Below are 25,274 nucleotides of genomic sequence, written 5' to 3' on the forward strand. Positions count from 1 at the left end.
TTTTATATTTTAGAAAGGACTTATCGGGTAATACGTGCTGCGTTATAACAGGTAATATCAACTTCGACTTTGCAATCCACCACCAGATCGGCAACCGCACAAATACGTGCCGGTGGGTGAGCGGCAAAGAATTCGCGGAACACTTTATTGAATGACTGGAAATAACGCGCATCGGTCAGAATGACCTTCACGTGCACCACATCTTCCAGGCCGTATCCCGCTTCCGCCATAATATCCAGACAGTTTTGGATCGCCAGGCGGGACTGCTCAATAATCCCCCCCTCCACCACTTCGCCGTCTTTCATCGGCGTTTGGCCAGAAATGTACAACCAGCCGCCGGCTTCTACCGCGCGGGAAAACGGCAAGTGTTGCCCGCCGGTTCCGGTGCCACCGTCAATGCCGTATCTTTTAATCGTCATACCTTGCTCCTGTCTATTTTGTTGCCCTCGCGGCACAAAAACCGCCCGGCGCGCAGGCCGGTCACGGCCTGATGTTCGTAACTCAGTACGCCATTCACCCACACCGCGTCGATTCCGGCAGCGGGTTGCCGAGGGTTGCTGAACGTCGCGCTGTCTTTCACTTTTAACGCATCAAACAATACCAGATCGGCGTAATACCCTGTTTTGATCAGCCCACGCTGCGGCAACTGATAACGCGCCGCGGACATGCCACTCATTTTGTGCACCGCCACGGTCAGGGGGAATAACCCTTCGTCACGGCTGTAATGGCCAAGTACCCGCGGGAACGCGCCCCACAAGCGCGGATGTGGCATAGGATCGTTCGGCAGGCCATCCGAGCCCACCATCGTCACCGGGTAGCTCAACACGCGGCGCACATCCTGTTCGTCCATGTTGTAGTAAATCGCGCCCGCCGGCATCAACTGCTTGCCGGCATCATGCAGGCTCATCGACCAGGTACCGGCGATATCCCGCAATGATTGCCCCGCCATCTCCGGGTGTGGCTCTGACCAGGTAATGACAATATCGAATTCATCGGTGATCTGCTTTAAGTCCAGTGTGGACGAGCTGGCGGAATAGGGGTAGCAATCGCAGGAGACATCCTGCGTTTGGCGCACCTTGTCGAACAGCTTTAGCGTTTCCTGCGTACGGCCCCAGTTTTTGGCCCCGGCGCATTTATGGTGCGAAATTACCACCGGCACTCGGCCATGGCGCCCAATGTGGAATGCTTCCTCCATTGCGTCGAGTATGGGTTCAAACTCCGAACGCAGGTGGGTGGTATAAATGCCCTGCTCGCCCGCCAGTTCTTCCGCCAGCGCCATCACCTCTTCCGTGGGTGCCGAGAACGCCGTGGCGTAGGCCAGGCCGGTGCTCAGACCCAAGGCGCCCTGCCGCAGCGCGGTGCGCAGTTGCTCGCGCATCGCGGCGATCTCTTCGGCACTGGCCGGGCGGAACAGGTCATCCATCTGATTGCTGCGCAGCGTCGTATGCCCAATCAGCGTCGCCACATTTACCGCTGGCGTCACCGCCTCGACCTGCTGACGGTAGGCGGCAATCGTCGGATAAACGAAGTGCGCTTTTTCGCCCAACAAGTTCATAGGGTCGGGTACGCTGGTTTTGATTACCGCCCCGGCAGCGCTGATGCCGCAGTTGCCGACAATCACCGTGGTCACGCCCTGCGAAATCTTCGGCAGCATCTCGGGCATGCGGATCACGTTGGTGTCATCGTGGGTATGCACGTCAATAAATCCCGGAGACAACACCCGGCCTCGCCCGTCGATCACCACCTCGGCGTCGGCGTCGAGGGCAGGCGCAATCGCCGCTATCCGATCGTCTTTTACCGCCACATCGGCGCGATATTGCGGCCCGCCGCTGCCGTCGATCACCGTGACATTTTTAATCAGATACTGATACCGCATGAATCATCATCCTTCCGTTAGTGTCTTGGCTCACCGACTCAGTCCCCCAGCGGCTGGCGATCTGCCCCTCCGCGGTGGCTGTCCAGCGCCAGCTTGATGCGACGCAGCCGGTCACGAGACTGGCGCTTGTTCGCCATGGCCAGCGCCGTCGCCAGCACATCGACCATCGCTAACATGGCATAGCGCGACGTGCTGGGTTTGTAGATGTAATCATTTTCCCGCACCACCAGCGCCAGCAACACATCAGCCTGCGCCGCCAGCGGCGTTCCTGCAGGGGTAATCGCCACCACTTTGGCCCCGTACTGGCGCGCAATGGCTGCGCTTTCGACCATTTCCTGCGTGTAGCCGCCCAATGACAACGCCACAACCACATCTTGCTTCGTCACCGCCGCCGCCATCATCCGCACCAGCAGACCGTCGCTTTGCGCGGTCACCGGTAACCCAAGGCGGAACAGACGATGCTGGACCTCCGCTGCGCAAATGGTTGAACCGCCTCCCATGCCTAGCGCCAGAATGTGTCGCGCATCGCCTAACCACCCCACCGCCTTGGCCAGCGCAGGCTCATCAATCGTCCGACGATTAATATTCAGGACATTGATGATGGTTTCATAAATCCCCTGGATCCCTTCAAGATCAGGCTCCTCATGAATGAACCGCTGCCCCACCGCCAACGACTGCGCCAGTTTGACCTTAAGATCGCGTACGTCTCGACACCCCAAGGTTTTGGCAAAACGCGTGATCGACGCCTGACTGACGCCGGCCTGTCGGGCCAGTTCGGCAATCGGCAACGCGGTCACCGCCTCTGCATCGTCCAGAATGAATTGTGCGATGCGTTTTTCGGTGCTGCTCAGCTCAATAAAACGCTCTGTAATACGCGAGATAATGTCGATATCAACACCCATCGCTTCACCTCATAGTGGTTAAATTTTGTCATTTACAATGCAAGAAAACAGTGGAAGACTACACAAAAAACAGTTCCAAAAATGATACTTTGTACCCGAATATCGATAATAAATATTAAAAATACAGTTAAATCAAAGCAATTAATCAAGATACCTAATTTCAAAAAGATAGAACACCAAAAGGATAATGTTATGAAATACCAAAACGATTTCACCGTTACCCACAAGGCCGCCGTGATGCGCAGTGACCCGACTGCGCCAGCGAACCTGCTGAATGAAGATGTCTGCCTGCCGGCCGCCGTGATTAAGCTCAGCAGCCTGGAAAACAATATCGCCTGGATGCAACACTATGCCGACGCCCGCGGCGTCTCGCTGGCGCCGCACGGGAAAACCACCATGACACCCTGGATCTTCCAGCGCCAGGTGGCTCAGGGCGCCTGGGCCGTTGGCGTCGGTTCCGCCTGGCAGGCAAAGGTAGCGATGGAAGCCGGTGTGCCACGGGTGCTGATGGCTAACCAATTGGTTGGCAAGGCCAACATGCGCTTGATAGCCGAACTGAAAGCGCAGCATCCCGCGACAATGTTCTTTTGCTGCGTCGACAGCCTAAGCAATGCACAAAGCCTCTCGGCATTTTTCAGCCAGCAGGGGCAAACGCTGGATGTTCTGTTGGAATTGGGCGTCCCTGGCGGCCGCTGCGGTTGCCGCAACGTGGCGCAAGCGGAGCAACTGGCGCAGGAGATCGCCAGGCTGCCGGGGTTACGCCTGCACGGTATCGAGCTGTATGAAGGCGTGATGCACGGCGACGATGCCCAGCGCAAAATCGAACAGTTTCTGCGTGATGCTGCCGGCTTGCTGCGGGAACTGCACCGGCAAGGTGTATTTGGCGGTGAAGAAGCGATCCTCACCGGGGCCGGCTCTTCCTGGTATGACGTGGTCTGTAGCGTCTGGAGCCAAGAAACGCTGCCGGTAAACTGCCGTCTGGTGATTCGCCCCGGCTGTTACATCACCCACGATCGGGGGATTTACCAAGACGCGCAAAATGCCGTGTTGGCCCGTGACAGCTACGCCTGCGATCTGGCAGGGGAGTTAACCTCAGCGCTGGAACTGATTGCGCTGGTCCAGTCTGTACCGGAACCGGGCCGGGTTATCGTCAATTTCGGCAAGCGGGATGCGGCCTTCGACGCCGGCTTGCCGCAGCCGATCGCCCATTACCGTAGCGGTGTTCAGCAACAGAGCGACGTCCAACGCCTGACAACCCAGGGGATTATGGATCAGCACGCCATGCTGAGCTGTCCGGCAACGTTCCCGGTACAGGTTGGTGATATTCTGGTGTTCGCCACCTCACACCCCTGCCTGACCTTCGATAAATGGAAAACGCTATTTTTGATTGATGATGATTACAATATCATCGAAACCATAGAGACGTTTTTCTGATAACGGAAAAGGATATCTGATGAATAACCTGCCCACCGACAGTCTCTTGTCGGTGCAGAATCTCTCCCTGGCAAGTCCAGGGAAGCCACCGCGGATTCATGGCGTCACCTTTGCCCTTCAGCAAGATGAATCCGTCACCATTATCGGCCCAAACGGCAGTGGAAAATCCACGTTATTACGGCTGCTTACCGGTGAGCTAAAACCGAGTGGCGGTGAAATACGCTTTCAGGGAACGCCCTTATCCACCATCAAGCCGCATCAACGTGCCCGTTCTATCGCTTTGCTTAGCCAGCACGATAATGCCGATTTACGGCTTAAGGTTAACGAGTATGTGGCCCTGGGTCGGTTGCCCTGGCAGGCCGATAGCCTGCCATCTGAGCATCTACGCATTGTGGCAAAAGCGATGGATGACGTGGGCCTCCACTCCCTGCAACATGTGCCGTTGGGCAATCTTTCGGGTGGCGAACGCCAGCGTGCCGGATTCGCCCGGGTATTGGCGCAGCAGCCGATGCTGCTCTTACTCGATGAACCCACCAACCATCTCGATCCGCTAGCCCGTCACCAACTGCTGTCGCTGATTCATAAAAAAAAGATAGCCACGTTAAAAGTGCTGCATGATCTGGAGTTGGTACAGCCCTTTTCAGACCAGGTCATCATGATGAATCAAGGGAAAATCGTTTGCCATGGCAGCCCTGATGCCGTGCTGGAGTCGGTGCACCTGCAACAGGTGTTTGGGATGAAATCCCTGCAAGCCCGCCATCCTGAAACCGGCAAAGCCCTGCGCTTCTTCGAGGCATTGCCGACATAAACCCGCTCAAATCCCAACAATCGACGGTTGTTTGATCTAACTACATTTGTCATATGAATTATTCAGGTATGTTGCCCCCGTATCCAACGAGCCGGGTTACTGACTTCGGTTTTTGAATCTGGAGTCGATGTGAAAAAGTTAACCCTCGCCACATTACTGGCATTAACTGCAGGAAGCGCCGGCGCTTCTGGTTTCCCTGTCACGGTGGACAACTGTGGTCAGCCACTGACCTTTACCCAAGCCCCACAGCGCGCCGTTATTCAAGACATTAATATGTCGCAAATGGCGTTTGCCCTGCGGCTGCAGCCGGCGATGGTTGGCGTGACGGGGATCTCCGGCTGGTATAAAAATATCCCTGAATTCACGCAACAGCAGGGGGCGATCCCTGAACTGGCGCCGAAATACCCAACGATCGAAAACCTGCTCGCCGTGAGTCCTGACCTGTTCTTTGCAGGCTGGAATTATGGTCTGCGTGGTGACGTTACCCCGCAAGCGCTGGCAAAATTCAATGTCAAAACGCTGGTGCTGAGTGAAAGCTGCATCCACGTCGACAAGCATCGCCCACGCGCCAGTATGGATTTGTTATACGGAGACATCATTAGACTCGGTAAAGTATTTGGTAAACAGGAAGATGCGGAAACACTGGTCAATGGCTGGCAGAAACAGGTGGAAGGTATCCATCGCAAAATTACGACGCAAAAACCGATAAAGGTGTTTCTTTATGATTCCGGTGAAGAAAAGCCCTATACCAGTGGGCCTTACGCCATGCCGACGGCAATTATTGAAGCCGCTGGGGCAAAGAATGTGATGGAAGCCCTGAACACCAGTTGGACGACCACCAATTGGGAAAGTGTCGCGGCGATGGAACCTGAATTTATCATTCTGGTGGATTACCAATCAGAGGCATCCAGCGATACCGACGCACGGCAGCTTTTCCTTGAACAACATCCCCTGATGAAAAAAACACTGGCGGTTATTCACCACCGTTATTTGAAATTAAAATATCAGGAACTGACGCCGGGGCCGGCCAATATTGAAGCCATCCATAAACTGGCTCACGCTCTTTATCCCGCCGCCTTCAGCTAATGTCGGAAAAAAACCGTTTTAGGCTGGCATGGGCAGTCGCCCCACTGCTATTGGCAGGGCTCATCCTCGGCAATATCGTGCAAGGCAGTGTGCCACTCTCTTTTTCTCAGGTGATGACCGCGCTGGGTATCACCCAGGGTGATGTGCCGCCAATGATTAAAAGCATTGTGCTGGAACTGCGTTTGCCACGAACGCTGCTGGGTTTACTGGCAGGAGCCGGATTGGCACTGGTCGGCGCACTCTTGCAAACCACCACCCGCAACGATCTGGCCGATCCTTTTCTGTTCGGCCTTTCCTCCGGCGCCTCTGCCGGCGTGGTGCTGGTGATTACCCGTCTCGGTAATAGCCTGGGGGCGTGGGCTTTACCCGTTTCCTCTTTTGTTGGCGGAATACTCTCCGCCGCGGTCGTGATGCTTATTTTTATGACCCAATCGCAGAAAGGCACCGAGAAACTGATCATCTGCGGCCTGGCGGTCTCTTTTTTATTCGGGGCCTTCACCAATTATCTGGTTTTTTCCGGCGATCAACGAACAGCCGGCAGCGTACTCTTCTGGACACTGGGCGGGCTGGGTCTGGCCCGTTGGGATAATTTGATTTTTGCCTTGATCGCGCTGCTGTTACTGGTGGTATTGATTACATTACGCTGGCGATCGCTGGATGCTTTACTGGCGGGTGAACAGACTGCCGGCACGCTGGGCATCAACACCAGCCGATTACGCATGGAAGTCTTTCTGTGTTGTTCGCTGGCGACCGCGTTACTGGTGGCATTAACCGGAGTGATTGGGTTTGTCGGCTTAATGGTTCCCCATCTGGCACGCCCCTTTACCGGCGTGCGTCACCGGCGCCTGCTGCCGTTGGTTGGCGTCATGGGAGCAATGTTACTCTCTGCCGGCGATCTGCTAAGCCGCGTCATTGCCGCGCCCCAAGAACTGCCCATCGGGATTATTACTGCCGGTCTCGGCGGGATTTTCGTGCTGGTTATTTTACTGCGGCGCACTCACTGATCCTTGATTTACAGGGCAGGTTCCTAAAAGCAACCAGCCAATCGATTGCGAAATGGCAAAAAATCGGCGTTTTAGCGCTTGCAGTGTCCAAAAGCGCGAGTATAATGCGCGACAATTTGCCAGGAGAAAGCATGAAAAACGACGTTTGTTTTGTTAGCCACAACCGACAAAACCGACTGCCAATCGGCAGCCAACTGCCGTTATTTCTCCTGTTGCTAAACCGATCGTTTCAAGCCCCTCGTTGAGGGGCTTTTTTTTGCCTTAAAAAATCATGCCCGAGAGATTTCGGGGCGCAGCCAGAGGTAACCGTTTGAATCACCCTGCGCTTAGTCAGCTAAGTGACGGGGGAAAAGCGAGAAGCCAACACCGCTGCGGTTCGAAAGATGACGGGCATTCCCGCGCCACGGGCATGTGTCGAGAAGGAGTGAAAAATGGCCAATCCGCTGTATCACAAAAATATCATCTCTATTAACGATCTCAGCCGCGAGGATCTGGAGCTGGTGCTACGCACCGCCGCCAGCCTGAAATCCAATCCACAGCCTGAGCTGCTAAAGCACAAGGTCATTGCCAGCTGCTTCTTTGAAGCGTCAACCCGTACCCGCTTGTCGTTTGAAACCGCGATGCACCGCCTGGGGGCCTCGGTGGTTGGCTTTGCCGACGGCAGCAACACCTCACTCGGCAAGAAAGGCGAAACCCTGGCTGACACTATCTCGGTCATTGGCACCTACGTCGACGCCATCGTAATGCGCCACCCACAGGAAGGCGCTGCACGGCTGGCAACCGAATTCTCCGGCGGGATCCCGGTGCTCAATGCCGGTGACGGGGCCAACCAGCATCCGACGCAAACGCTGCTGGATCTGTTCACCATTCAGGAAACGCAGGGCCGCCTGAACAACATCAATATCGCTATGGTGGGTGACCTGAAATACGGACGTACCGTGCATTCACTGGCACAGGCGCTGGCTAAATTTGAAGGCAACCGCTTCTTCTTCATCGCCCCGGACGCGCTGGCCATGCCGACCTACATCCTGAAAATGCTGGAAGAAAAAGGCATCCAATACAGCCTGCACAGCAGTATCGAGGAAGTGGTGCCTGAACTGGATATTCTCTACATGACCCGGGTGCAGAAAGAGCGCCTGGACCCTTCCGAATACGCTAACGTGAAAGCGCAGTTCGTCCTGCGTGCAGCGGATCTGACAGACGCACGTACCCATCTCAAAGTCTTGCACCCGCTGCCGCGCATCGACGAGATCACTACCGACGTGGATAAAACACCCTACGCCTACTACTTCCAGCAGGCAGGCAACGGTATTTACGCGCGTCAGGCACTGTTGGCGCTGGTATTAAACGCAGATTTGGCTCTTTAAGGGGGAACCGTCATGACTCACGATAACAAACTGCAGGTTGAAGCAATCAAATGCGGTACGGTGATTGACCATATTCCGGCACAGATAGGGTTTAAGCTGCTGACGCTGTTTAAACTGACTGCCACCGATCAGCGCATCACTATCGGCCTGAACCTGCCGTCCAATGAGCTGGGCCGCAAAGATCTGATTAAAATCGAGAACACGTTCCTGACGGAGCAACAAGCCAACCAATTGGCGATGTACGCCCCCAAAGCGACGGTTAACCGCATCGATAATTACGAGGTGGTGCGTAAACTGACTCTCAGCCTGCCGGATCATATCGACGGCGTGCTGACCTGTCCGAACAGCAACTGCATCAGCCGCAGTGAACCGGTATCGTCCAGTTTTAGCGTGAAATCCCGCGACGGTGACGTACACCTGAAGTGCCATTACTGCGAGAAAGAGTTCGAACACCAGGTCGTATTGCAGGCAGACTAAATCTGCGGTTTTCGCCGGGAGACGGCGCTGTTATTCTCCCGGCGACGCCCTATAATGGGGTTTCTGGATAGAACAACCCACGTTGCTACCCAATGGATTTTAAGCCGTAGCCAACAACGCTGCGGTTTGAAAGACGAAGGGTAAATTAGGAGAAAAAATGTCACGTAACATCAGCACTGAACTCGCCCCGGCAGCCATTGGTCCTTACGTGCAGGGCGTTGATCTGGGCAGCATGATCATCACTTCCGGTCAGATCCCTGTCGATCCTAAAACCGGTGCCGTTGCCGACGACGTGACCGCTCAGGCACGCCAGTCACTGGAAAACGTTAAAGCGATCGTTGAAGCCGCAGGCCTGAAAGTCGCCGATATCGTGAAAACCACGGTATTCGTGAAAGATCTGAACGATTTCGCCACCGTTAACGCAGCGTACGAAAGCTTCTTCACCGAACATAACGCGCCTTTCCCAGCACGTTCTTGCGTCGAAGTTGCTCGTCTGCCAAAAGACGTGAAAATCGAAATCGAAGCCATCGCCGTTCGTCGTTAATTCTACGGCAACGCGCCCAACGGTCAGCCATCGGCTGGCCGTTTTTATTGGCTTGCGCGACGGATGCCGCCGGCAGCTTCTATTATCGGAGAGGATTGAGGTTTAATGTTCTTCGCGGCTTGTTTCAAAACGGCTATCACTTCCTCACGAGAAGCGGTAATCGGCATCCCCTGGGGTGTCAGGTTATTAATCTCCTCAGCAGTATAGGTTTTTACCCCCCTCACCTTTTCCCCTTCGGTTTTGTATACCTCCAGCTCATAGGCGTCATTTTTCGCTATAAGCCGATCCGTGGTTTTAATGACCATATTTCCCCCTATAATCCCGCCAGTTGATCGTCATTGTCGCTCAAATAATGTGCAACTTCAATCGAGGCCGAGTCCTCGATAAACCATTGGAATAATGCCTGCGCATCACGGTAGAGAATGCCTTTATCGCCAGCGGTGATATCAATAAAGTGATGCTCGTTGATGTAATAATCAGCGACTCTCGCATTGACCGGCGATATTAGCCGTAAGCCAGTACATCGGGTGTCGACCATCAATAATATCGCAGCATAGAGAGCAAAACGGAAAGTATTACCATCAAGACACGAGTCCTGGATGTGGAAATTTTGCAGCATTTCAACATTCAACACCGCAGACATATCGCCCGCTGCGGGACAGAACTGGCATATGCAGGCTCCGGCCGGCCTCTGAGCCGCATTCAGGATCTTAAAGCTAGATTTAAAAATATCAGGGTTATCCAGCGCCGCACCGCTTAATGCCCATGGGATACGCAGATTTTCAGCTTGCTGACGCGTCTGCACGATGCACCATTCCAAATCCTCACCAGTCAGCATGTGCACCTGAATGTTATAGGCCGCGGCAGTAAAAATTTCATTGGCGGTAGCCAAGGCGGCTCGCCCAAGCTCCTGAATGTCAAAATCATGCGGCATCATCATTCCCTTGAATACTTTTTAAAATTAACCTGTTAGAAAAATCCTTTTCTGTTTTATCGCTATCTTTTTATGCCGTTGAGGAAGAAGCAATCCCCGTTTTTTGTTACTGAGTCAGGCTCCGCAAATTTGCCCTTTTTTAAGGCGACGTTTGCTGCCAATGCACCTTAAACGTGCTTTCCTGCCCCTGAAACACGCCATTAGGTGCCATTTTCGCCCCTTTCTCACCTTGGCACATTTTATGCTGGATCCGTTTACAGCCTGTAATGTCGACGAGGTGATGATGCTAAATATCGATCTGTCCGCTTCACCGTTTTTTGATGAGATGCTTCTGGCTGAGGGTAAACACCGGGGTCACTACGAAGCTTACTGGCACTGGCTGCAACAGGCCGACCAAAAGGCCATTCAACGCAAAAGAGAAGAAGCTGCACTGCTGTTTCACCGAGTGGGGATTACCTTTAATGTCTATGGTGATGACGATGGGGCCGAACGACTGATCCCGTTTGATAGCGTGCCACGCATCATTCCCGCCAGCGAATGGGCGATGCTCGATCGCGGCATTCGCCAACGTGTTCAGGCGCTAAACGCCTTTCTTCACGACATTTACCATCAACAACATATTCTGAAGGCCGGGATCATTCCGGCAGAACAGGTGCTGGCGAACGATCAATATCAGCCTTGTATGCAAGGGGTCGATCTGCACCGCAATATTTACGCGCACATCGTTGGCGTGGACATGGTGCGTAACGGTGACGGCCAATATTACGTGCTGGAAGATAACCTGCGCACGCCCTCCGGCGTTTCCTACATGCTGGAAAACCGCAAGATGATGATGCGCCTGTACCCCGAACTGTTCGCCCAGCAACGCATTGCACCGGTGGAACGCTATCCGTCGCACCTGCTGCAAACCCTGCGCGAAAGCTCGCCGATTAACGATCCCACGGTCGTGGTACTGACTCCGGGCCGCTTTAACAGCGCCTATTTCGAGCACAGTTTCCTGGCGCAGCAGATGGGGGTTGAGCTGGTGGAAAGCGCCGACCTGTTCGTCAAGGACGGCGCCGTGTTTATGCGCACCACCGCCGGGCCTTGCAAGGTGGATGTGATTTACCGCCGGGTGGACGACGCTTTCCTCGATCCGCTGGCGTTCCGCCCCGACTCGATGCTCGGCGTTCCGGGGCTGCTGTCGGTTTACCGCACCGGCAATGTGGTACTGGCAAACGCCATTGGCACCGGCGTGGCCGACGACAAGTCGATCTATCCGTATGTGCCGGACATGGTGCGTTTCTATCTGCAAGAAGAGCCGATCCTCAACAACGTCCCCACCTGGCAATGTCGTCACAAGAATGAGCTGTCCTATGTGTTGGCCAATCTGGATCAGATGGTGGTGAAAGAGGTCCACGGTGCCGGTGGTTACGGCATGCTGATCGGCCCGGCGGCGACCAAAGACGAAATCGCCCATTTCCGCACCTTGCTGTTAGCCAAACCCCATAACTACATTGCGCAAAATACCCTGGCGCTGTCGACCTGCCCGACTTTCGTCAACGAAGGCTTGGCCCCGCGGCATATCGATCTGCGGCCGTTTGCCCTCAGCGGGGCTGAAATTCGGCTGGTGCCCGGCGGGCTGACGCGTGTGGCGCTGGCGCAAGGTTCGCTGGTGGTCAACTCGTCGCAAGGCGGGGGAACCAAGGACACCTGGGTGTTGGAGGACGACATATGCTGAGCCGAACTGCCAGTGAACTCTATTGGATGGCCCGCTATCTGGAGCGGGCAGAAAGCATTGCCCGGGTACTTGATGTGACCAACAAGCTGTCGATGATGCCAATCCGCGACAGCGAAGATCAGGATTTGCAGGTGCCACTCAATTTGACCAGCACCGGGCAACTGTATGCCGCCGCCTATCCCGATCTAACCATGGCCAACCTGGTGAGTTTTTTCGCACTCGACAGCCGCAATCACAGCAGCATTTACAGCTGCCTGCAAATGGGGTGGAACAATGCCCATGCGGTGCGTGGCAGCCTGTCCTCCGAGGTGTGGGAGTGCATTAATGCCACCTGGATCGAGATGAAGCTAATCCGCCGCCAAGGCATAGGTTCGGTAGGCGCAGATGCCTTTTTCGACTGGGTGAAAGAGCGTTCACACCTGTTTCGCGGTGCCATGTTCGGCACCTTGTTACGCAGTGACGCCATGTGCTTTATCCGCCTCGGTACCCTGTTGGAGCGGGCCGACGGCACCGCACGTCTGCTGGGAGTCAAGAATAGCTTGATGGACAGCGACGGCGACCCGGTACGCGAGTATTACCGCATGGACACGTTGCTGCGGGCCGTGAGCGCGCGCGAAGCCTATCACAGCATCTACAAACAGCAGCTCAGCCGGGACACCATTGCCGAACTGATGATCCTGCGTAATGAAATCCCACGCTCCCTGCTGGCCTGCGTCGGCGACATGGTGCAGCAGCTGGAGCAAATTGGCGGTAACCGTTCAAATCAGCCACGCCGACTGGCGCACACCCTGCACGCCGAGCTGCGATTCAGCAGCATGAAAGACCTGAACAAGGTGGGGCTAACCAACTGGTTAGACGCGTTTCTCGGGCAGATTAGCGGTATTGCGGAGAGCGTCCATCACACTTATCTGGAGGCACAATGAAACTGAACATTGAGCACAACACCCATTATACCTACGCCCAGCAGGTACAGCGTAGCACTCAGTATCTGCGCCTGACGCCACAGGACTCAGAGCATCAACGCATCATCTCCTGGCAACTGACGCTGCCGGAAGAGGCGGTATGTACCACCGACGCCTTCGGCAACGTGCTGCATGTACTGACGTTGGATCATCCACACCAGGCGATTACCATTCAGGCCCATGGCGTCGTGGAGATTGAAGATAGTGCAGAGGATCAGGTCACGGGGCATCTGTCACCGCTGGTTTTTCTGCGTCACAGCCCGTTAACCCAGCCCGACAGCGCGATACAGACCTTTGCCCTGCGCTATCATCAACCACAGGCGGTGCTGGACGGGCTGGAAAACCTGATGGGCGAACTGTTGCTAAAAATGCCTTACAGCCCAGGCTCCACCAGCGTCACCGACAGCGCCGCCCAGGCATTCGCGACCGGTACCGGCGTTTGCCAGGATCATACCCATGTGTTTCTGGCCTGCTGCCGCAGCCTGAACATTCCGGCGCGCTACGTCAGCGGCTATCTCTACAGCGAAGACTCCACCCATGTCGCCACCCACGCCTGGGCAGAAGCCTGGATCGACGAACGCTGGCACAGCTTTGACGTCACTAACAATACCCGCTTGCCGAATCAGCACCTTAAGCTGGCCGTGGGCATCGACTATCTGGACGCCTGCCCGGTGCGCGGCATGCGGTTGGGGGGAGGGTGTGAAAATATGCAAACCATGGCCGAAGTGCAGATGATGCCAACCGGGCAATAGCCTCTTGCCGAAAGCGAAGGTTTACGGCACGCTGGCGTTTGGCGGCGTGCCAGTACTGTTTTGAGGGATTTGGTATGACCTATTGTGTGGCCATGCGCTTGTCATCCGGGCTGGTCTTTGCTTCCGATTCACGCACCAATGCCGGAGTGGACCATATTTCCACCTTCCGCAAACTGCACGTGTTCCAACAAGACGGTGACCGCATGCTGGTGCTGCAAAGCGCCGGTAACCTGGCAACCACACAAAGTATCATTAGCCTGCTGCAGCGCCGCTGCAAGGACACCGAACGTCTCAACCTGTTGAATGCACCCAGTATGTACGAAGCCGCCACGCTGGTGGGCGAAACGGTGCGTGAAGTGATCCAACGCGACAGCGAAGCCCAGCAAAGTGGCAGCACCACTGACTTCAGTTGTAGCCTGTTGCTTGGCGGCCAGATCACGGGCGAAGAGATGCGGTTATTCCATATCTACCCGCAGGGTAATTTTATCGAAGCCACCCGCGATACGCCTTATTTCCAAATTGGCGAAAGTAAGTACGGCAAACCGATTATTGATCGGGTGCTGAATTACGACACGCCATTGGAACAAGCAATGCAGTGCGCGTTGATCTCGCTCGACTCTACGCTGCGCAGCAACCTGTCGGTCGGCCTGCCGCTCGACGTGATGATCTACCCACGCGACAGCTTTAGCAGTGCGCAACAGTACCGCATAACCGAAGATCACCCGCATTTTAGCGCCATCCGTAAAGGCTGGGGCGAAGGGTTAGTCAGCATTTTCAAACAGTTGCCGCCGTTGCAACTGTAGGCTTTTGAGGGCTCAGCATGCTGAGCCCCTACACATGCTGAGCCCCTACGCTCGCTGACTTACCTCACTCGACGGCGCTGGCGCGCAATAGCGTTTCCAGCGGATATACCGCCGCAATCACCACTTCATCCCGTATCTGCGCCGCTGCGTCCAGTTGCTGCTGTATCTGCGCCGCTTCTGCCTTGCTCAGCGGCTTGTCCTGTTGATAGCGCTCCAACAGCATCAGCCCCAGCGCGGATAGCGCGCCGACATCTTGCGCCACAGGCGCCAGATCCTGCATCACCCGGTTACCGGCAATCACCGTTTTTACCGGGGCAGTATTGAGCTGCCAGCGTTGTAGGCGCTCACGCAATGCCTGCGCTGACGCACGGTCGTTGCGATCCTTCACCAAAGCGGCAACCTGCTGGCCCATTTCACGTACCGCGTTACTTTCCGGGGGTAAGGCATCGGCAAAGCGGTTCAACGGTTCGAACTGATGGTAATTGCCGGCCTTGAATTTGAGATGCTGACGGGTGTAGTACTGGCCCGGCTCCACGGCTTCGGCCAGGGTTTGCAGCGGTGCAATCTCTACGCTATTTGCGAGCCGGGTAAATTCGCGCGCGGTCTCAGCATGCTGTTGCAGCCCCACCGACACCACCGACCAGGCATCAACCGCCGCCAAGCGCCGATACATGTTGTTTTCATCGGTCACATCCTGCGCCGACCACAAACGCTCCGCTACCGCAAACCCACGTGGCCACAGCTTGAGATCAAGGATAGGCGCTCTGATATTTTCCGCCCACAGCGCCGCTTCACCGCCGAGAATATTGGCCTGCTGCTTCACCCCCGGCACTACCGGCATCTTGCCTGCCGGGATAGCCGCCAGCTTGCTGCCGCTCGTCGGGTAACGTACGTTGCCGACCAACGTATACCCGCTGAGTTTGTCTTGATCTAGCCTGAACACCGGACGCGTATCCCCCATCCAGGTATCGAGACGGAAACTCACCTGTTTTGGGGAACGCCAGACAATATCGTGCAACGCACGGCGCGACTTGCCGTTGAAGTCAATAAAACCGCGCCAGCCCTGTTTCCCTTCAATCAGAGTAAAACTGCCCTCCACTGCGCTACCCTTCAGGCGTGGCATGCTGAACTGCCAGCTCTGCGCCTTCTCATCAGGCTGTACCTCGGTAGCGACGCCCAGTGGTTGAGGCAGGATCTCATTGCGATAGTGATATGCCGTGCTCTGCGGTTGATCGAGGTAAAAACCGGTGGACAGGATCCCTTGATAACCGTCCTGCGCACTGGCGCCGAGCGAGTCCGGCCCCTGCCAAGACTGGATAACGATGGTGCGCGGCAGAGACGGATGATAAATCTCATCCCAGCCGACCATCTGCCGCTGGTGCTGTTCAAGGATTTTTTCCAGCCTCTGGTTGAAGTAGGCCTGCAACGCATGGGCGTCTGCCAGCTGATGCTGTTGCATAAAGGCCTGAATGGTTTTTGATGCTTTCCACTGGCTGGCATCGACCTCGTCACCGCCAATATGCAGGTAGGGATCGGGGAAGATCGCCGCCAGCTCACCAATGATCGCGTCAACAAATTGATAAACTTCATCGCGTGTCGGATCCAGGGTGGGCTTATGTACGCCCCACTTGCGCTCCATTTGATACGGCCCCGGTGCGCTCATCAATTCCGGGTAGGCCACGGCGATACTGGAAGCATGGCCTGGCAGATCGATTTCCGGCACGACGCGGATGCCGCGAGCGGTGGCGTAGGCCACCACCTGTTGCATCTGCTCGCGGGTATAGAACTGACCATCGCTGGCCTGCTGTTGCAATTTAGGGTAATGCTCGGAGGCAAAACGCCAACCCTGATCGTCGGTCAGGTGCCAGTGAAATACGTTGAGCTTGGCTGCTGCCATGCCGTCAAGCTGGCGCAGAATATCTACCACCGGCAGGAAATGACGTGCGGAATCTAACAGCACACCGCGCCACGGGAAGCGCGGCACGTCGGTAATGCTCACCCACGGTAGGAAAGTGTTCTGCCCATCGGTCTGCACCAACTGGAGCAGGGTTTCCATACCCCGTAGCGCACCAAAACGGGTATTTGCCGTCAGCGTAACGCCGTCCGGCTTCACCACAAGTTTATAGCTCTCGTCACTGCTCGGCAGCGGCTGCATCGCCACCTTATCTTTGATATCGACCTGAATGACCACACCCGCGTCTGTTGCTGCCTGCGGTGCCAACGTCCAGCCGGTTTGCAGTTCAATACGCTGCCGCCAGCGCTGCGGTGCATCGGCCAAATCGTCGCCCTGTACCTTGATCGATAAGCGGTGATCCAGCACCAGCTTGCCCGCTGGCTGGGTCAGGTCAACCTGTTGCGGCCAGGGCATCAGCGGCAGATCGCCGGCCGGCTGCGCCAGTGCGCCCAGAGACAACAATAACGATGAAGCCAGTAGCGTATAACGCAAAGTTCTGTGCATCAGAAATTCCTCAGAGGAAAAAATATCAATAAAAACAGCAAACGATAATGAAGCTGTAAATAAAGACTGAGCACAGTGCAGATGTCCAACCCTGAGGCTGAAAAGCCGGGTTGGATCACAGATGCCCCTCCTACGGACGCAAGAGGGGCGCGGGTATTATTGCCAGCCGTAGCGGCGCACAAACCAGCCTTTTACGCACTGGGTCAGCACCATGTAACCGGCCAGGATTAGCACCAACCACGGGAAATAACCAAGTGGCAGCGCCTGCAATTGCAGGAAACCGGCCAACGGCGAGAACGTCAACCCAATGCCGGTCGTGATCACGACCAGAGTCATGATACACAGCGGCCACGAAGGGCGACTCTGAATAAACGGAATTTTGCGGGTGCGGATCATGTGCACAATCAGCGTTTGCGACAGCAGGCCCTCAACAAACCAACCTGACTGGAACAGCGTCTGCATTTCTGGCGTGTTCGCCTTAAACACCCACCACATCAGGCTGAAGGTCAGCACGTCGAAGATCGAACTGATCGGCCCGAAAAACACCATAAAGCGCCCAATATCGCCGGAGTTCCAACGCTGCGGCTGCGTTATCTGATCGTCATCCACGTTATCAAAGGGAATCGCAATCTGCGAAATATCATACATCAGGTTCTGAATCAGCAGGTGCAGCGGCAACATCGGCAGGAACGGCAGGAAAGCGCTGGCGATCAGCACGCTGAACACATTCCCGAAGTTGGAGCTGGCGGTCATCTTGATGTACTTGAGCATGTTGGCAAAGGTACGCCGCCCCTCAATCACCCCCTGCTCCAGCACCATCAGGCTTTTTTCCAGCAGAATGATATCCGCCGCTTCCTTGGCAATATCCACCGCGGAATCAACGGAAATACCAATATCCGCCGCACGCAGCGCGGGCGCATCATTGATGCCGTCCCCCATAAAGCCGACCACATGGCCCTTCTGGCGCAGCAGCTTGACGATACGCTCCTTGTGCAGCGGCGTCAGCTTGGCGAACACCGTGGTGCGTGCCGCCGCTTGTGCCAGCTGCTCGTCGTCCATTTGTTCGATTTCACTGCCGCGCAGCACATGATCCGCCGCCAGCCCGACGTCTTTACACACTTTCGCCGCCACCAGCTCATTGTCACCCGTAAGAATTTTCACCGTGACGCCGCTGTTTTTCAACGCCGCCAATGCGGGTGCCGTGCTCTCTTTCGGTGGATCGAGGAAGGCCACATACCCTTCGAGGATCAGATCGGATTCGTCGGCCACACTATATTCATGGGCCTGCGCCGGCAGGATTTTGTTCGCCACCGCCACCACCCGCAGCCCTTGCTGGTTAAGATCGTCGGTGATACGCCGAATCCGAGCCAGCAGCGCCTCAGTAAGCGGGATGACCTCATTTTCCTGCCGCACATGGCTGCAAATCGCCAGCATCTCTTCCAGCGCACCCTTGCAGACAAGCTCGTGATATTGCGCGTCTTTGGCGACCACCACCGACATGCGGCGGCGTTCAAAATCAAACGGGATCTCATCGACCTTGCGGTAATGCTGCAGCACATCCGGCTGTTCATTTTGCTCTGCGCAGCTCAGCACCGCCACATCCAGCAGGTTTTTCAACCCCGTCTGGTAGTAGCTGTTCAGCCAGGCATAATGCAGCACCCGGTCACTGGCGACACCGAAGACGTCAGTGTTGCGTTCCAGCACGATTTTATCCTGGGTCAGGGTGCCGGTTTTATCAGTGCACAGAATGTCCATGGCGCCAAAGTTTTGAATGGCATCCAGACGTTTGACGATCACCTTCTGCTTGGACAGTTTCACTGCCCCTTTGGCCAATGTCGACGTGACGATCATCGGCAGCATTTCCGGGGTTAGCCCCACCGCAACCGACAGCGCAAACAGCGCGGCCTCCCACCAGTCACCCTTGGTGTAGCCGTTGATCAACAACACGATCGGCGTCATCACCAACATAAAACGGATCAACAGCCAGCTGACCTTGCTAATGCCGCTCTGGAAAGCGTTCGGTTGTTCATCCTGGTTGATTACGCGCTGCGCCAACTGGCCAAAATAGGTGTCTCCACCGGTGCCGATCACCATCGCAAACGCCGTGCCACTCACCACGTTGGTCCCCATAAAGCACAGGTTTTGGCATTCCAGCGGATCTTCCGCCTGGCCGCGCAGCTCGGCGATCTTTTCTACCGGCAGGGACTCACCGGTCAGCGCGGCCTGGCTGATGAACAGATCCTTCGCGGACAGCACGCGGAGATCTGCCGGGATCATGTCGCCCGCCGCCAATTTAATGATATCGCCCGGTACCAGCTGAGATATTGGCAGTTCAATATGCTCGCTTTTGCCCGTCAGCGCGTCACTGCGGATCACTGTCGCGGTGTTGCTGACCATGGCTTTCAGCGCATCCGCCGCCTTGTTGGATCGCGCTTCCTGAATGAAATTCAGTAACGTTGAGATCACCACCATCAGGGCGATCACCAGCGCGCCGGTCAGATCTTCCGTCGCATAAGAGATCATGCCCAGCGCGGTCAGCAACAAATTGAACGGATTGCGGTAGCAGTGCCACAGGTGTTGCCACCAGGCCTCTTGCTGCTGATCGTCGATAATGTTTTCACCGCAGCGCTGGCGCACCACATCCGCCTCATGGGCGGTCATCCCTTCCGGGTGGCTATGGAAGCGCAAATAGAGCTGGGTTGTGTCGGCAACAGCACAGTCTAAACGTTGCTGCGCCAGGCCGGCGGGCAGCCCCTGTGCTTTGCCGCCAAGGCCATCCAACAGGCTGTCACGGTGCACCAAACGGCGCGGTAAATTGCGGCTGAGCAGGCCCAGCAGCCGACGGGGGATATTTTTCAGTTTCATTTTTTCGCACCTCGTCGCCCATTGCCTCACGGCAGCGGGTGAACGCAGGATCTTTCCCCTGCCGGGCTTTCGGACACGCCAAAAAGCCTCTGCCGGGGCAGATTCTTGTATTTTTAAAAGCAGCAGGAGCGAACGACGGACGTGCGCTACCGGTTACCGTTTACTTCACCGGTAAAACAGCAGCGCAGAGCGGGCAGGTTTTACCGGATCACCGAGTGAGTGTCTAAGGCTGTCGGATCGGGATCCATACGGGTGATAACCTCCGGTAAATGAAAAGATCAAACGACAAGAGCGGCCGTTCAGCGCAGTACACAAATCCCCTTATTGCGCCAAGATCCGTTGCGGAAAATAGGCTATGCTGACGGGCATTCAGCGTACGCCGTCAATTTACGCCTTTTAACCTAAACGACAAGTAAACCATGCAAAACCGGCTGACCATCAAGGACATCGCACGCCTGAGCGGCGTAGGAAAATCCACCGTATCACGGGTGTTGAACAACGAAGGCAGCGTAAGCCCGCAGACCCGCGAACGGGTAGAAGCGGTGATCCGTCAGCAGGGGTTTACGCCGTCCAAATCGGCACGTGCGATGCGCGGCCAAAGCGACAAAGTGGTGGGGATTATCGTTTCCCGACTCGACTCGCCGTCGGAAAACCAGGCGGTGCGCACCATGTTGCCGCTGCTGTATCAACAGGGCTTTGACCCCATCGTTATGGAAAGCCAGTTTGAAACCCGGTTGGTGAAAGAGCATCTGCACGTCCTGCAACAGCGCAACGTCGACGGGGTGATCCTGTTTGGCTTCACTGGCCTGACCGCGGTGATGCTCAGCCCGTGGCAAGACAAGATGGTCGTGCTGGCGCGTGAATACGAAGGTTTTTCTTCCGTTTGCTATGACGATGACGGTGCCGTACGGCTGTTGATGGAACGCCTGCAACAACAAGGCCACCGGCATATCAGCTACCTGGGGGTGCAACTGTCGGACGCCACCACCGGCCTGCGTCGCCACCAGGCTTATCTGGACGCTTGCCAACAACAACAGATAACCCCAAGCGTCGCCTTGGGCGAGCTGAGCTATCAGAGTGGTTTCCAACTGGCGGCTTCTGCCATCGACTCCCAGACCACGGCACTGGTGTGCGCCTCGGACACCATCGCCCTCGGTGCCATCAAATACCTGCAACAACAGCATATTGCCCCACTGCAGGTATGCGGCATCGGTAACACCCCGCTGCTTAACTTCCTGTTCCCCGAGACATTTTCTGTTGACCTCGGCTACGGCAGCGCTGGGCAGCAGGCAGCCCAACAGTTACTGGGCCAGCTCAGCGGTGAATTGGGTATCCGCCAGATCATCGTACCAAGCAAACTCGCCTGACAGCGGTTTTGCTATGGTTGTTAGATAGTGTGATACCGCCCCTCAAGGCCGGCCTTCATAGCCATCCCAGTAGGTAGCCACGGCGGAATCCAGCAGGATCTGCTGTCGCTTCTGCGGGTTGTCTACTGAATACTTACGATTGATAAAGATACTTTTATTGCCTGTTTCACCGATGAATTCAGGGCTGCGGAAATAGGCTTCCCTCTGCTCCGCCTGCTGGCGCGTCAATCCCTTGGCCCGATCGGTTTTCCCCATCTGATAGAACTGATCAAAGAACGGGATAGACGCTTTTATCGAATCAGGAATTTGGGTGCGCATTTCAGGGGAAAAATCCTCCCGCGCCAACTGATAAATCGCATGCCGGGCATGGCGCTCCGGGCTGCTTTTTTGGCTGGTACAGGCGCTCAGGAACAGGGCGGTGAACAAAATAAGGGTACGGGGTACTGTTAGTATCATCATTCTTCCTTGAGAAAAGTGCGTGGTCGCGGCATGAATGCCACCCAAACAAACCAACCTGTTGATTGTTAAGGCTGACAGTATAGCCAGCATTTCGTGTATTCAAAATAATGCCCCTGAATATTTCGGCCAGCGCTCACATTCCTCTGTCGTAAAAATGGTCATTTTTTTATCGTTTTGTGATCCTCGCCCCAAACCGGGAACGTTCCCATTCCATAAGAAAAGCGGAATGACTAAGCTTTGATCATGATTCGGACAACACCTCTGCGGCAGTCTCATACCAAGAAAGGTATCTAATAATGGGCAAAGTAAAACAGCAGGATATCGATCGCCTGATTGTGCTGGTGGGCGGACGCGAGAATATCGCCACCGTCAGCCACTGCATTACCAGGCTGCGTTTCGTTCTTAATGATCCCAGCCAAGCAAAACCGAAAGAAATCGAAGAGCTGCCGATGGTCAAAGGCTGCTTCACCAATGCCGGGCAGTTCCAGGTAGTGATTGGCCCGGAGGTCGGTGACTATTATCAGGCTTTGATCGCCACCACTGGCGTTAATGAAGCCGATAAAGAACAGGCCAAAGTGGCAGCACGCCAGAATATGACCTGGAGCGAACGTGCCATCTCCCACTTCGCCGAAATCTTCTTCCCACTGCTACCCGCGCTGATCAGCGGCGGTTTGATCCTCGGCTTCCGCAACGTGATCGGCGACATCCCGATGTCTGGCGGCCAAACGCTGGCGCAAATGCACCCGGCGTGGAAAACCATCTACGACTTCCTGTGGCTGCTCGGCGAAGCCATCTTCATGTTCCTGCCGGTCGCCATCTGTTGGTCAACGGTGAAAAAAATGGGCGGCACGCCGGTGCTTGGCATCGTGCTGGGCGTCACCTTGGTGTCCCCGCAGTTGATGAACTCCTATCAGCTCGGCCAGCAGATTCCAGAAGTGTGGAACTTCGGCTGGTTCACCATTCAAAAAGTCGGCTACCAGGCACAGGTTATCCCTTCCATGCTGGCCGGTATGGCGCTGGGCTGGATTGAAACCCGCTTGAAAAAGATCGTGCCGGATTACCTGTATCTGGTGGTGGTACCGGTGGTTTCACTGCTGCTGGCGGTGTTCCTGGCGCACGCCTTTATCGGCCCGTTCGGCCGCATGATTGGCGACGGCGTAGCCTGGGCGGTGAAAGCCGTAATGACCGGCAGCTTCGCGCCGATTGGTGCCGCGCTGTTTGGTTTCCTGTATGCGCCACTGGTGATTACCGGTGTGCATCAGACCACGCTGGCCATCGATATGCAGATGATTCAAAGCATGGGCGGCACCCCAGTGTGGCCACTGATTGCGCTGTCTAACATTGCGCAAGCCTCAGCGGTGCTGGGTATTATCATTGTCAGCCGTAAAGCCAACGAGCGTGAAATATCGGTACCGGCGGCAATTTCTGCCTACCTCGGCGTCACCGAGCCGGCCATGTACGGGATCAACCTGAAATACCGCTTCCCCATGCTGTGCGCGATGATCGGCTCCGCCTTCGCCGGTTTGATCTGTGGTCTGGACGGCGTGATGGCCAACGGTATCGGCGTCGGCGGTTTGCCGGGCATCCTGTCGATCAAACCGCAGTTCTGGATGATTTACACGGTGGCGATCCTGGTGGCGGTCATTATCCCGCTGGTACTGACCATCATGGTTTACAAACGCAAAGCCAGCCGCGGTGAGCTGCCGGTTTAACTCACCCGATATGAATGTAGGGGCCCGGTATGCCGGGCCTGTTGTCACGATTCAAAGGTATGACTATGAGCAATCCAATCCCCTGGTGGCAAAACGGCGTCATCTACCAAATCTATCCAAAGAGTTTTCAGGACAGCACCGGCAATGGCTACGGCGATCTGGCCGGAGTGACCCAGAGGCTGGACTACCTGCAGGAACTAGGTATCGACGCTATCTGGCTGACGCCGGTGTATGTCTCACCGCAGGTGGATAATGGGTATGACGTGGCGGACTACTGCGCCATCGACCCGGCCTACGGCACGATGGAGGATTTCGACCGACTGATCGCTGCCGCCCACCAGCGCAGCATCCGCATCGTGATGGACATGGTGTTCAACCATACCTCGACCGAACACCCTTGGTTCAAAGCCTCACAGGATCCTAACAGCCCGTTCCGTCAGTTCTACGTTTGGCGCGACGGCGAAGGCGACACGCCGCCAAACAACTGGCGTTCCAAGTTCGGCGGCAACGCCTGGCAATGGCACGCCGACAGTGGCCAGTATTATCTGCACCTGTTCGCGACCGAGCAGGCAGATCTTAACTGGGAGCACCCGCCGGTACGTGAAGAACTGAAGAAAGTGTGCCAATTCTGGGCCGATAAGGGCGTCGATGGTCTTCGCCTCGATGTGATCAACCTGGTCTCCAAGCAGCAAGATTTCCCCTCCGATAACCAGGGTGACGGCCGCCGTTTCTATACCGACGGGCCGCGCATTCATGAGTTTCTGCAGGAGATGAGCCATGACGTATTCCAGCCACGCGGCTTGATGACCGTGGGTGAGATGTCGTCCACCACATTGGAACATTGCCAACAGTATGCGGCGAAAAGTGGTGAAGAGCTGTCGATGACCTTCAATTTTCACCACCTGAAAGTGGACTACGCCGGTGGCGAAAAATGGACGCTGGCAGCACCTGATTACGTTGAACTCAAACAGATTTTCCGCCACTGGCAACAGGGTATGCATAACCAGGCCTGGAACGCGCTGTTCTGGTGTAACCATGACCAACCGCGCATCGTTTCCCGTTTCGGTGATGAAGGCGAACTGCGGGTACCGGCCGCCAAAATGCTGGCAATGGTGCTGCATGGCATGCAAGGCACGCCTTACATCTACCAGGGCGAAGAGATCGGCATGACCAACCCGGGCTTTAGCGCCATCGGGCAGTATCGCGATGTGGAAAGCCTGAACATGTACGCCGAACTCAGCGCACAGGGCAACAGTGACGCCGAGCTACTGGCGATATTGGCCAGTAAATCACGCGATAACGGCCGCACTCCCATGCAGTGGAGCGCCGCACCGAACGCCGGCTTTACTCAAGGCACACCGTGGATTAGCTGTGCGGAGAACTACCCGCAGATCAACGCCGAAGCCGCACTGGCCGATCTGGACTCGGTGTTTTACGCCTATCGTCAGCTGATTACCCTGCGCAAACAGTACCCGCTGCTCACCCACGGTGACTATCAGGATCTGGCCCCGACTCACCCGGCGCTGTGGTGCTACCAACGTCGTTGGAACGGTCAACGCCTGCTGGTGGTGGCTAACCTCAGCCGCGAACCGCTGGCCTGGCAAGCGGAAGGCATGGAGCCATCAGCGTTGTGGCGCCCACTGATGAGCAACTACGCCGATGCGCCATCGCAGCCGCAAGCCGCGACCTTACGGCCATTCGAAGCCGTATGGTGGATATTAGAAGACTAATGCTGTCGGGGCGT

The 25,274-nt window shown here is 55.8% G+C and carries 22 protein-coding genes; 14 read left to right on the top strand and 8 right to left on the bottom strand.

Translation table 11 applies throughout. The annotated features are described in order from the left end of the window. Window positions 1–20: 20 nt before the first annotated feature. From AC2FC2_RS06775 to AC2FC2_RS06785, 3 genes are read right to left on the bottom strand one after another with little or no spacing between them, the layout of a single operon-like run. Window positions 21–419: a RidA family protein gene (locus AC2FC2_RS06775; protein WP_209634482.1), complete on the bottom strand. Its 399-nt coding sequence runs from the start codon at window positions 417–419 to the stop codon at window positions 21–23. Then, a complete protein-coding gene (locus AC2FC2_RS06780; protein ID WP_404760332.1) occupies window positions 416–1,876 on the bottom strand; it encodes an N-acyl-D-amino-acid deacylase family protein in 1,461 nt (486 codons plus the stop codon). Before AC2FC2_RS06780 ends, AC2FC2_RS06775 begins: the two co-directional genes overlap by 4 nt. 38 nt (window positions 1,877–1,914) lie before the next feature. Continuing rightward, window positions 1,915–2,778: a MurR/RpiR family transcriptional regulator gene (locus tag AC2FC2_RS06785; RefSeq protein WP_209634476.1), complete on the bottom strand. Its 864-nt coding sequence runs from the start codon at window positions 2,776–2,778 to the stop codon at window positions 1,915–1,917. Between the two features lie 192 nt (window positions 2,779–2,970). On the opposite strand from AC2FC2_RS06785, the gene AC2FC2_RS06790 reads away from it, so the two are divergent. The 7 genes from AC2FC2_RS06790 to ridA all read left to right on the top strand — a co-directional run bounded on the left by AC2FC2_RS06790 (window position 2,971) and on the right by ridA (window position 9,498). Then, on the top strand, window positions 2,971–4,212 hold the full coding sequence (locus tag AC2FC2_RS06790; protein ID WP_490658997.1) for an amino acid deaminase: 1,242 nt from the start codon (window positions 2,971–2,973) through the stop codon (window positions 4,210–4,212). Between the two features lie 19 nt (window positions 4,213–4,231). After that, the gene (locus tag AC2FC2_RS06795) at window positions 4,232–5,020 is read left to right on the top strand and encodes an ABC transporter ATP-binding protein (RefSeq protein WP_265556211.1); all 789 of its coding nucleotides are present in this window, start codon (window positions 4,232–4,234) and stop codon (window positions 5,018–5,020) included. Between the two features lie 129 nt (window positions 5,021–5,149). Then, complete coding sequence (locus AC2FC2_RS06800) at window positions 5,150–6,106, top strand: ABC transporter substrate-binding protein (protein WP_490658998.1); 957 nt, start codon at window positions 5,150–5,152, stop codon at window positions 6,104–6,106. After that, the gene (locus AC2FC2_RS06805) at window positions 6,106–7,110 is read left to right on the top strand and encodes a FecCD family ABC transporter permease (protein ID WP_209634464.1); all 1,005 of its coding nucleotides are present in this window, start codon (window positions 6,106–6,108) and stop codon (window positions 7,108–7,110) included. The genes AC2FC2_RS06800 and AC2FC2_RS06805 overlap by 1 nt, the downstream gene beginning before the upstream one ends. Window positions 7,111–7,541: 431 nt before the next feature. Next, the gene (gene pyrB, locus AC2FC2_RS06810) at window positions 7,542–8,477 is read left to right on the top strand and encodes an aspartate carbamoyltransferase (protein ID WP_490307978.1); all 936 of its coding nucleotides are present in this window, start codon (window positions 7,542–7,544) and stop codon (window positions 8,475–8,477) included. A 12-nt stretch (window positions 8,478–8,489) separates the two neighbouring features. Beyond that, window positions 8,490–8,954 (top strand): aspartate carbamoyltransferase regulatory subunit, encoded by a 465-nt coding sequence (gene pyrI / locus AC2FC2_RS06815; protein WP_209634459.1) that lies wholly within the window; start codon window positions 8,490–8,492, stop codon window positions 8,952–8,954. Window positions 8,955–9,111: 157 nt separating this feature from the next. Then, window positions 9,112–9,498, top strand: coding sequence for a 2-iminobutanoate/2-iminopropanoate deaminase (ridA, locus tag AC2FC2_RS06820; protein WP_209634456.1), 387 nt, complete (start codon window positions 9,112–9,114; stop codon window positions 9,496–9,498). Between the two features lie 44 nt (window positions 9,499–9,542). Here ridA and AC2FC2_RS06825 read toward each other — a convergent pair whose 3' ends face one another. Both AC2FC2_RS06825 and AC2FC2_RS06830 read right to left on the bottom strand, forming a co-directional pair. Further along, on the bottom strand, window positions 9,543–9,803 hold the full coding sequence (locus AC2FC2_RS06825; RefSeq protein WP_490658999.1) for a hypothetical protein: 261 nt from the start codon (window positions 9,801–9,803) through the stop codon (window positions 9,543–9,545). A gap of 8 nt (window positions 9,804–9,811) precedes the next feature. Next, complete coding sequence (locus tag AC2FC2_RS06830; protein ID WP_490659000.1) at window positions 9,812–10,432, bottom strand: hypothetical protein; 621 nt, start codon at window positions 10,430–10,432, stop codon at window positions 9,812–9,814. Window positions 10,433–10,715: 283 nt separating this feature from the next. Here AC2FC2_RS06830 and AC2FC2_RS06835 point away from each other — a divergent pair, with 283 nt between their 5' ends. The 4 genes from AC2FC2_RS06835 to AC2FC2_RS06850 all read left to right on the top strand — a co-directional run bounded on the left by AC2FC2_RS06835 (window position 10,716) and on the right by AC2FC2_RS06850 (window position 14,669). Continuing rightward, window positions 10,716–12,152: a circularly permuted type 2 ATP-grasp protein gene (locus AC2FC2_RS06835; RefSeq protein WP_265556261.1), complete on the top strand. Its 1,437-nt coding sequence runs from the start codon at window positions 10,716–10,718 to the stop codon at window positions 12,150–12,152. Beyond that, window positions 12,146–13,075: an alpha-E domain-containing protein gene (locus AC2FC2_RS06840; RefSeq protein WP_265556217.1), complete on the top strand. Its 930-nt coding sequence runs from the start codon at window positions 12,146–12,148 to the stop codon at window positions 13,073–13,075. The genes AC2FC2_RS06835 and AC2FC2_RS06840 overlap by 7 nt, the downstream gene beginning before the upstream one ends. Next, window positions 13,072–13,866 (top strand): transglutaminase family protein, encoded by a 795-nt coding sequence (locus AC2FC2_RS06845; protein WP_490659001.1) that lies wholly within the window; start codon window positions 13,072–13,074, stop codon window positions 13,864–13,866. The genes AC2FC2_RS06840 and AC2FC2_RS06845 overlap by 4 nt, the downstream gene beginning before the upstream one ends. A gap of 74 nt (window positions 13,867–13,940) precedes the next feature. Next, window positions 13,941–14,669 (top strand): proteasome-type protease, encoded by a 729-nt coding sequence (locus AC2FC2_RS06850; RefSeq protein ID WP_265556218.1) that lies wholly within the window; start codon window positions 13,941–13,943, stop codon window positions 14,667–14,669. Window positions 14,670–14,733: 64 nt separating this feature from the next. Here the strand turns inward: AC2FC2_RS06850 and AC2FC2_RS06855 are convergent, their stop codons facing one another. Together AC2FC2_RS06855 and mgtA are read right to left on the bottom strand one after the other, a co-directional pair. Then, window positions 14,734–17,127: a beta-N-acetylhexosaminidase gene (locus AC2FC2_RS06855; protein WP_490659002.1), complete on the bottom strand. Its 2,394-nt coding sequence runs from the start codon at window positions 17,125–17,127 to the stop codon at window positions 14,734–14,736. Window positions 17,128–17,283: 156 nt separating this feature from the next. Beyond that, window positions 17,284–19,992: a magnesium-translocating P-type ATPase gene (gene mgtA, locus AC2FC2_RS06860; RefSeq protein WP_490659003.1), complete on the bottom strand. Its 2,709-nt coding sequence runs from the start codon at window positions 19,990–19,992 to the stop codon at window positions 17,284–17,286. A 419-nt stretch (window positions 19,993–20,411) separates the two neighbouring features. Between mgtA and treR the strand changes: the two genes are divergently transcribed. Next, window positions 20,412–21,359: a trehalose operon repressor TreR gene (treR, locus tag AC2FC2_RS06865; RefSeq protein WP_490659004.1), complete on the top strand. Its 948-nt coding sequence runs from the start codon at window positions 20,412–20,414 to the stop codon at window positions 21,357–21,359. Window positions 21,360–21,401: 42 nt separating this feature from the next. Here treR and AC2FC2_RS06870 read toward each other — a convergent pair whose 3' ends face one another. Beyond that, complete coding sequence (locus AC2FC2_RS06870; RefSeq protein WP_265556221.1) at window positions 21,402–21,818, bottom strand: Exc2 family lipoprotein; 417 nt, start codon at window positions 21,816–21,818, stop codon at window positions 21,402–21,404. 296 nt (window positions 21,819–22,114) lie between these two features. Here AC2FC2_RS06870 and treB point away from each other — a divergent pair, with 296 nt between their 5' ends. Together treB and treC are read left to right on the top strand one after the other, a co-directional pair. Beyond that, window positions 22,115–23,530, top strand: coding sequence for a PTS trehalose transporter subunit IIBC (gene treB / locus AC2FC2_RS06875; RefSeq protein WP_209634426.1), 1,416 nt, complete (start codon window positions 22,115–22,117; stop codon window positions 23,528–23,530). A gap of 65 nt (window positions 23,531–23,595) precedes the next feature. Beyond that, complete coding sequence (gene treC, locus AC2FC2_RS06880; protein ID WP_490659005.1) at window positions 23,596–25,260, top strand: alpha,alpha-phosphotrehalase; 1,665 nt, start codon at window positions 23,596–23,598, stop codon at window positions 25,258–25,260. Window positions 25,261–25,274 lie beyond the last annotated feature (14 nt).

It is taken from the genome of Serratia sp. CoH_122_TC_1, from assembly GCF_058191755.1.